The sequence below is a fragment of the Pseudomonas sp. IT-P258 genome (assembly GCF_949767825.1).
GTDB classification, from domain to species: Bacteria; Pseudomonadota; Gammaproteobacteria; order Pseudomonadales; family Pseudomonadaceae; genus Aquipseudomonas; species Aquipseudomonas monachiensis.
In genome coordinates this window covers 367,327-376,575 of the sequence record NZ_CATKPU010000076.1, presented here as the reverse complement: position 1 = coordinate 376,575, position 9,249 = coordinate 367,327, and the positions used below count along the sequence as shown (strand labels likewise).

Here is a 9,249-nt window from a genome sequence, read left to right as displayed (position 1 = left end):
CGGCCTGGACAACGAGCTGTTCTACCTGGACAAGACCATGATGGTGTTCGGCGACGCGAAGAAGGTCATCGAAGACATGGTCAAGGCCGTCGAATAAACAAAGCTAGTATTTACTTGAGTTCCAGCGGTGCTCTGCTCTACGAGAGTCCAGCAACGTCCAAGGCACAGGCATACACCGCGGCTAACGTAGAGACCCCCTTCGCCCTGCAACAACGGCCTCACGACGACACGCTGGTCCTTTCCGACGGCCAGTACGGTGACTGGACGCCGCGTGATCTGCGCCGTACCGGCGCGACCATGATGCAGGCCTTGGGGGTCAGCCTGGATGTCATCGATCGCTGTCAAAACCATGTGCTGGCCGGCTCGCGGGTGAGACGCCACTACCTGCATCATGATTATGCCGAAGAGAAGAAGTGCACTAATACCCTCTAACCTAGCTTCGTCGATGTATGGAAGCGGTTATTAGGGTGGAGCATAGTCTCTATGGGCCACTTGAAAAAAAGCGCATCCGTGCTAAAACCAATGTATTGAATATTATGTATTTCTGGATTCAATTAATGTGCACGACTCGTGTATTCGATGATTCGGCCCAAGGACTGAGGGGCGGCGCAGAACGGTCGCGAGGTGCCAGGCGCCGGCTCATGGGCGCTACGCTCTTTTGCTCGTCATGTATCAGATGTTCGCCAACGTGGCCAATGCGCCAGTTTCAGGAATGATAGCGAGCTAATATGCCCTCCAAAAAATCATCATTAAGAATGGGCGGGCCGGGAGAAATTAGTACAAGCCCATTCCGTAGGTTCCCGGAAGTAGTTGACGCGATAGGGGGTTCCTCGCGAGGCGTTTTCAAAGACGCTGGTATCAGCCTTGAGCAATTTGCATATGAAGACAACCATCTCGCCTACATGGACGTTGCTCGTCTGTTCAACACGGCATTCGAACACACTCAGTGCCCCCATATTGGCCTGCTGATCGGTGAGCGCTTTTCGCTGGAAAATTTGGGTCCGGTGGGTCAGCTTATGCGTCTTGCGACTACACCAGGCGATGCATTGAACGACCTGGTCGGACATGCAAACCTCTATGATCGTGGCGCGACCCCACTCCTTCTTCCCTTGGCGGGCCAACACAGTTTGTTGGGATATGTCATTTATCGCCACGACCTGCCCAATCAATCATTGCTTGTCGACACTGCCGTCATGGTTGGCCTCCAAATGCTGCGGGCCTTATTAGGCGCTAACTGGACGCCCGTTCGTGTGCAGTTTTCATATCGCAAGCCATCAGACATCACCCCGTACATCAGAAAATTTCGCTGCAATATTCAGTTCAATACAAGCATTTCCGGACTTGTAATAAACAATCAGCAACTCCGACAAATTCAATGTACGGCGAATCCACGCTTACACCATCTACTTAAACTGACTATTTCGAGCGCCACGTCACATTTGACGATTTCAGAAAAAATAAAGAGTCAGGCATACGCTCTATTATTGCAAGGACAGGCAAACTCCAAGCACATCGCCAGTCAATTCTCATTGAATGAAAGAACGCTGCGACGCCGGCTGGATGCGGAAGGTTCTCACCTCAAAGAACTGATCACCGACTCCAGAAGCAACTTCGCGCGGCAGCTCTTGAAAGATACGGATTTGCCGATATCCACAATCTCCCAGACCCTTCAATACCAGGATCCAAACGCCTTCTCCCGTGCATTCAAAACGTGGACAAATACGTCACCACAGCATTGGAGAAATGGGCTGGGGTAGCCTCCATTGGGGGTTGATTCAACCACTTCCATACCCCCGTGATACCGCGCGCACTGTCCGAAAATGCAAGGTGCCTTTCTGATGATTGCCGTAAAGTGAACGCAACAACAGGCTGATTGCAAAGCTGATCTTCGGTTTTTTGTGTTGTTCATGAGGTTGGCGATTAGTTGCACCTGCGGGTGGAGTTCCGCGCAGACACTCAAGAAGGCCACACGAATAAAAGACGATGCCCAGGCCTTGGGGCGATGCAAGCGACATAGACTGAGTGATCTGATAGAGAGGGATTTCATGCAATTAAATAAAAGTGTGTTGTCGATTACTGTTCTTGGTGCGCTGACACTCTTGACCAGTGGCCGAAGTGTTGCCGGTGGCCTGATGTTGTACGAAATCGCCACCGACAACGTCGGACTGGCCAATGCCGGTGCAGCGGCCCGGGCACAAGGCCCTTCGACCATTGCCAGCAACCCCGCCGGCTTGAGCTACCTCAGCGGAACACAGATCTCCGCTGGCGCTCAGGTTCTTTTTGGTGACTTATCGTTCGATCGGGACAGTGAAACCAATACGCCGGGCACTGGCAGCGGTAACGCGCTCGATCCCATACCGGGTGGCAGTTTCTTCATCAGCCATCAACTGGATGATCGGTGGTCCGTCGGCTTCGGCTCCTATGGCGATTTCGGTCTGGCTGTAAACTACGACAATGACTGGTCCGGCCGTTATTTCGTGCAGAACGCGAGTATTGCGGGACTGTCACTGGTACCCAGTGTCGCCTATCGCTTCAACGATCAATGGTCCGTCGGCGTCGGACTCAAAGCCATGTACGGGATGCTGAAGAGCGAAGCCGCCATCGATCAGGCGCCGCTCGGACTGACACAACGGGGTGACGGCCAATACAAATACCGGGACAGCACCTGGGGTTACGGCGCCAACGCAGGCGTGATTTATGCCCCAAAGCCCGGTACCCGGATTGGCCTGGCTTACACCAGTCAGGTTGACCTCGACTTCGAGGATCGCCTGGATGTGAAGAGCAGTGCTCCGTTGGTGAGTCGCCTCAACAGCCTCAACACCAAAATCGACCTGAAAGTACCGCAAACGGCGACCCTCAGCCTGTACCAGCAACTGGATACGCAATGGGCCGTTCTGGCCTCGGTCAATTGGCAGGACTGGTCGAAATTCGGTGACATCGGCATTGACGTAGACACGTCCAGAACCGGTTCCCGGGCCGCTTCAATCGATGCGCATTACAAAGACACGTATCAATTGGCGCTTGGCGCTCAATACCAGATGAACCAGGACTGGGTCTGGGATTTCGGTGTCGCCTATGACACGTCCGCCGTGTCCGACGGTAATCGTACGCTCACCGTGCCCATGGGCGCCGCCTGGCGCTTCGCCACAGGCTTTACTTATTCACTGAATAAAGAGACAGACGTGAATTTCAGTTGGGTCACGGTGTGGATGGGGGACATGTCCGTCGATCAGCAAAAAACGTTGTCAGGCAATCGTGTCTCAGGCGAGTTCGACAACGCCTGGATTCAAGCCCTGACTGGCAACATGACTTGGCGCTACTGAGAAAAATCCAAGAGCGTTTCAGGTGTCATGCCTAGTATCTAGCCGTGGGCATGAACGCTCACGACACCGGCTTGTACAAAACTAACGAGGTGAAAATGAACAGGAAGTCTCACAGTGGCTGGACATTGGCTGCGGCGGTCGTCGTAGGTTCAACGCTTTTCACCGGGTGCACGAGCAAGCTCGATCCGATCACACAGGCCGACAAGGCCGATGTGGCCAAGGGCGTTCCCGCGCCGAGTCTGGAGCAAACCAAGGCGATCGCCGAGGAAGGCTTTATCTACGGCTTGCCGCTGGTCATGAACTACGCCGTAATGAACGAATTCGCGGTGGACTCCAAGTCCAGCCAGTTCAAGGCCCCCTTCAACCAACTGCACCACGATCATAAGGTCGCGACCCCCGCTGACACGGCCATCATTACCCCCAACAGCGACACGCCGTACTCCTTTCTCTGGACCGACCTGCGCGCCGAGCCGTTGGTGATCACCGTGCCGGCCGTCTCCAAAAAACGCTACTACTCGGTGCAACTGATCGACGGCAACACCTATAACTACGGCTACATCGGCAGTCGGGCCACGGCCAGCGCACCCGGGAGCTATTTGATTGCAGGCCCCGACTGGAAGGGTGCGACACCTCCAGGCATCGACAAGGTGTTCAGCTCCACGACCCCTTTCGCACTGACGCTGATCCGCACCCAGCTGTTCAATCCGGCCGACATGCCGAATGTCGAGAAGGTGCAGGCGGGTTACAAGGTCCAGCCGCTGTCCGCTTTCCTCCATCAACCCGCGCCGCCCGATGCGCCGAAGATCGCTTTCGTGCCGGCCACCACGGAGGGCATCAAGGCCAACTTCTTCGAGTACCTGTCGGCGGCGCTGCAGTATGTGCCGCCATCGGCTGAGGACAAGGCGATCCGTGCGAAGCTGGCCAGCATCGGCGTAGGCCCCGGTCGCAGCTTCGAATTCAAGGACCTCTCGCTCGAGCACAAGGCCGCGGTCCTGCTCGGGATGAAGGCCGGCGACGAGCAGGTCGACAAGTTCCTCTCGAACGGAATGAAGAATATCAACGGCTGGAGCGTCGGCGCGTTCTTCGGCGACCAGGCGTTCTACAAAGGCGACTGGCTGATGCGGGCTGGCGCCGCGAAGGCTGGTCTGTACGGCAATGACGCCGCCGAGGCGATGTACCCCTTTACGCGTACCGATGGCAATGGCCAGACGTTGAATACCGGCAAGCACAACTACACGCTGACCTTCCCTGCCGGCAAACTGCCGCCTGTCAATGCCTTCTGGTCGGTGACCATGTACGACGGCAAGAGCCAACTGCTGATCAAGAATCCGATCAACCGCTACCTGATCAATTCGCCGATGCTGTCGGCCATGAAAAAGAACGCGGACGGTTCACTGACGCTGTATATCCAGAAGGATTCGCCGGGCAAGACCAAGGAGTCCAACTGGTTGCCCGCGCCTGACGACACGGCCTATCTGGTGATGCGCCTCTATTGGCCGAAGGCCACGCCGCCTTCAATTCTTCCCGCAGGCAGCGGCAGCTGGCAGCCGCCGGCAGTGGTGGCATCGAAGTAACGCGACGCTTGCGACTGCTTGCAGTTAGCAAGCAGTCGCTCGATTGCTCAGGCTGAGATCCAGTGGGCCCTATTCCGAAAGGGCTAAGTCCACAGAGTCTGACCTTGAATAAAAGACATTCAGGAACACATCCCTCAAGGAGTACCGTTATATGAGCTTCTCGCACAAATGGATAACGAGTGCTGCACTGAGCAGCTTGTTATTGACCGGCTGCGTATCGAAAGTCACTGAAGTCGAGCAATACTCGGGCTACCTGTCCAACTACAACAACTTGCAGGAAGTCAAAACGGCAAGCGGCGGCACAACAATGCGTTGGGTCAGTCCGTCGTGGAACCCGAATGCCTATGACACAGTGGTGTTCAACAAGCTGGAGCTCTATCCCGCGCCCAAGCCCGATGAGCGGGTCAACCAGCAAACGCTGACCGACATCCAGAACTACATGACCAGTAAGGTCAAAGGCACCCTGGGTCAGAAATACCGTGTGGTTTCCAATACCGGCGCCGCGCCGGCGAGTTCCAAAACCCTGCTGATGCGTGCGGCGATCACCGGGGTGAATGCCGAAAACGAAGGGATGAAATGGTACGAAGTGGTGCCGATCGCCGCCGTAGTCGGAGCAACACAGGCCGCCACCGGCCACCGTGATCAGGACAGCACTTTGTTCATCGAGGCCGAGATTATCGATGCGAGAACCAACCAGACGGTCGCCAGGGTAGTCCGTAAGGTGTTTGGTACAACGCTGGAAAACGAAAGCCAGAAGATCACCGCCCAGGACTTCAAAGCGGCGATCGACAAGTTGAACGTCGATCTCTGGGCGTTCATTCGCAGTTAAGCCTTGATTGAACTGCCAACAGACGTTGGCTCAAGCATTGCAATCAAATACCAATAACGAGGTGCATCGCAATGAAAGTAATCCTGTCCTGGCTGTCAGTCACGTTGATGACGGTGCTGATAAGTGCCTGTTCCGCCGTCGGGTCAACCGATGGCGGCGCCGGTGAAATCGAGATTCGCTCAGGGAAGATCGAGCAGATATCGCTGACGCAGATGCAGACCAATCACGACAGTGGTGTCGGCGCCGTACTCGGTGGTCTTGGCGGCCTGGCGGTTGGCAGCTTGATCGGGGGCGGCACCGGGCGTGACGTCGCCATGGTTGCCGGCGCGCTCGCCGGTGCTGCTGGCGGTAACTACGCCGAGAAGAAAAAATATGACCAACCGATCGAGGCGCAACAAATCATCGTGCGGGTCAACAGTGGCGTGCTGGTATCGGTGACCCAACCGATCAATCCGTCCCTGACCAAGGGCTCGAAGGTGTATATCCAGGGCTCAGGCAATGATGCCCGCGTTGTGCCGCAAGGCAGTTAAGGCTGACTGTTCGGATTCGTAAAACACCGTACGTGCCTTCTTAACAAATTTTGTAGGAGCGAGCTTGCTCGTGATGGACTCAAGAGCGCTGCGTTTATTCTGTAAACACGCGATTCGTTAACGACCATCGCGAGCAAGCTCGCTCCTGCAAAACCTCCCACCGGCAACGGTAAACTTTACGCCCTCCTGCCTAGACCCGACAAATACATGACTGATTGGAGAAGTTAAACTTGTAAAGTAAGTAACCTCGGCATAATACAAGACGTATCAACAACAGAATGGGTGGCTGTTCGCTGTGCTTCAGTTAAGTACGGCCCACTGAGATTGAGGTATTCAAGTAACTTCTGCTTGTCGTTAGAAGGCTCCCGTTGATAGTCGAGGGGCCCGGGGCGATTGGTATCCAAGGAATTCGCATGAACAAGTACATTGAACGACTTTTGCTATCGTCTTTGGTTTTCGGTATTTCCGTTTCCAGTCAGGCCGACGATCAGGCGGAGCTGGCCAAACAGTCATTAAATCCAGTCGCGGCACTGTATAGCTTGCCCATCCAATACAACTGGAATCAGAAAATGGGGCCCTCTGGCAATGGAATCCAGAGCGTCACCAATATCCAGCCGGTTTTACCCTTCACACTTAATGACGATTGGAATCTGATCTCTCGCACGATCCTCCCGGTCATTGATCAGCATGGACTGGCACCGAGGGGCATTGCCGATAAAAGCGGAGTGGGCGACACCACGCAAAGCTTCTTTTTCTCTCCCAAAAGGCCCACCGAGGACGGCTGGATCTGGGGTGCAGGCCCCGCGTTGTTGTTACCGACCGGTAGTGATGAGCTACTGAGTAGCGAACAATGGGGGATTGGACCGACAGCGGTGGCGTTGAAGCAGGCCAACGGCTGGACGAACGGTATTCTGGCGAACCACATCTGGTCGCTGGACAACAACCCGGCCAATGACAAGGAGAAGGTCAATCAGACATATCTGCAACCCTTTCTGGTCTATACCACAGCGTCGTACACCAGTTTTGGCATTAATACAGAATCCACTTACGACTGGGAAGCCAGGGAGTGGAATGTGCCGATCAACCTGTTCGTGACGCAATTGTTCAAAGTCGGCAAGCAGCCCATGAGCCTTCAGGTAGGGCCGCGATACTGGGCGGACAGTCCTGAGGATGGTGCACACGGTTGGGGCTTTCGGGTGGCGTACACGCTACTTTTTCCTAAGTGAAACTATCCGTAAGACTTACTTTTAGCATCAGAGGACAAGTTGTTCTCATGTCAGCAGCGTAGTTTGATTTGCTGCTTATACTGACCGAGCAGTCTGAGCTTGTCATCCGTCGTGGTTCTCCTCGATCAGCGTCGCGCTTGCGCCGACCAGCTTCAGAAAAAAACAAAGACTTACAGCAAGAAAAGGAGCGTTATGAGATATCAAGTCGTGAGCAAACGCGACACTGAATATCCCCTGATCAGCAGTTAATCCCATCTAATGCGAAAAATGGAGTTTCAAGTTCATGATAACCACACTACCGAGAACATTTGGCTGTGCAATGGTATTGCTCGCGTCCTTTGGATTTACGCACGCCCAAGCAGCGGACATCACTCCCGCCGAAACAAAAGCCATCGCCGAGGAAGGTTACATCTACGGTCTGCCCATCGTGATGAACTACGCGACCATGTACGACTATGCCGTGGACAAGAACTCAGGCCAGTACAAGGCACCGTTCAACCACATCCACAGCATGCACAATGTCTTCACCTACAAGGACACGGCCATCGTCTCGCCGAACAGCGATACGCCGTATTCCTTGATGTTCATGGACCTGCGTAGCGAGCCGATCGTGCTCTCGGTACCGACGGTGGAGAAACCGCGGTACTACTCGGTGCAGCTCATCGATAACAACACCAACAACTTCGGTTACATCGGCAGCCGTACCACCGGCAGCGAAGCCGGCGATTACATGCTGGTCGGCCCAGACTGGAAAGGCGTGACCCCGCCTGGCATCAAGAAGGTGTTTCACTCCCAAACACAACTCCTCTTCGCGATCTTTCGCACCCAGCTCTTCAATCCGGCGGACATGCCAAACGTCGAAAAGATCCAGTCCGGTTATGCGGCCCAGCCGTTATCGGCTTATCTCAAGCAGCCCGCGCCGCCTGCCGCGCCGGCGATCAACTTTCCGAAGTTCGACAAGGCCCTGGCCAAGACCGACTTCTTCAAGTATCTGGGCTTTGCCTTGCAGTTTGCCCCGGCCACCCCGGATGAAGTGGCGATCCGCGCGAAGCTGGCCCGTCTGGGCATTGGCGCCGGCAAGGACTTCAACTTCCAGGACCTCTCCGCCGAGCAAAAGGCCGCTGTGGTCGAGGGCATGCAGGCTGGGCATGCGAAGGTCCAGGATGCAGTCAATCATCTCGGCACACAGGTCAATGGCTGGAACATCGTGAGTTCCGGCGGTAATGCCGCGTTCTACAAGGGTGATTGGCTAAAGCGCGCCGCCATCGCACAAGCAGGCATCTATGCCAACGACGCCGAAGAGGCCACGTATCCGATGGCCAAGATCCTGTCCGACGGGACGCCGCTTGACGGCAGCAAGCACAACTACACGATCACTTTTCCCGCTGGACAGCTCCCGCCGGTCAACGCCTTCTGGTCGGTGACCATGTACGACGGCAAGTCGCAACTGCTGATCAAGAATCCGGTCAATCGCTACCTCATCAACTCGCCGATGCTGCCTGACATGAAGAAGAATGCAGACGGCTCGTTGACGCTCTACATCCAGAAGGACTCGCCCGGCGCGGACAAGGAAAGCAACTGGCTGCCCGCACCGAATGATCTGATCTACATGGTGATGCGCCTGTATTGGCCGAAGACGGAAAACCCTTCCGTCCTGCCGCCTGGCAAAGGCACGTGGAGTCCGCCGGCGATCGTTAAAATCAATTGAGCACCTAACGACCGGTACAGCGGACGGCGCTGGCGTGCCGCCGCTGAACCGGGGCGTCA

8 protein-coding genes and 1 pseudogene are annotated in these 9,249 nt (G+C 55.4%); all 9 read left to right on the top strand.

Annotated features, from left to right (window positions below):
- A partial coding sequence (locus ACM6G4_RS24310; RefSeq protein WP_148057908.1) for an NAD(P)(+) transhydrogenase (Re/Si-specific) subunit beta occupies positions 1-97 on the top strand: 97 nt, incomplete at its 5' end.
- Positions 98-201: 104 nt separating this feature from the next.
- Positions 202-414, top strand: a pseudogene (locus ACM6G4_RS24305) (site-specific integrase); the annotation flags it as partial.
- A gap of 314 nt (positions 415-728) precedes the next feature.
- The gene (locus ACM6G4_RS24300) at positions 729-1,757 is read left to right on the top strand and encodes an AraC family transcriptional regulator (RefSeq protein WP_414914778.1); all 1,029 of its coding nucleotides are present in this window, start codon (positions 729-731) and stop codon (positions 1,755-1,757) included.
- A gap of 288 nt (positions 1,758-2,045) precedes the next feature.
- Entirely contained in the window at positions 2,046-3,323 is a 1,278-nt protein-coding gene (locus ACM6G4_RS24295) for an OmpP1/FadL family transporter (protein ID WP_082562914.1), read from the top strand.
- Between the two features lie 95 nt (positions 3,324-3,418).
- Complete coding sequence (locus tag ACM6G4_RS24290; protein ID WP_414914782.1) at positions 3,419-4,897, top strand: DUF1254 domain-containing protein; 1,479 nt, start codon at positions 3,419-3,421, stop codon at positions 4,895-4,897.
- Positions 4,898-5,048: 151 nt separating this feature from the next.
- Complete coding sequence (locus ACM6G4_RS24285) at positions 5,049-5,726, top strand: DUF3313 domain-containing protein (RefSeq protein WP_414914777.1); 678 nt, start codon at positions 5,049-5,051, stop codon at positions 5,724-5,726.
- Positions 5,727-5,797: 71 nt separating this feature from the next.
- On the top strand, positions 5,798-6,256 hold the full coding sequence (locus ACM6G4_RS24280; RefSeq protein ID WP_056723157.1) for a glycine zipper 2TM domain-containing protein: 459 nt from the start codon (positions 5,798-5,800) through the stop codon (positions 6,254-6,256).
- A 413-nt stretch (positions 6,257-6,669) separates the two neighbouring features.
- Entirely contained in the window at positions 6,670-7,482 is an 813-nt protein-coding gene (locus ACM6G4_RS24275; RefSeq protein WP_056723160.1) for a hypothetical protein, read from the top strand.
- Between the two features lie 319 nt (positions 7,483-7,801).
- Positions 7,802-9,190, top strand: coding sequence for a DUF1254 domain-containing protein (locus tag ACM6G4_RS24270; protein WP_409079120.1), 1,389 nt, complete (start codon positions 7,802-7,804; stop codon positions 9,188-9,190).
- Positions 9,191-9,249 lie beyond the last annotated feature (59 nt).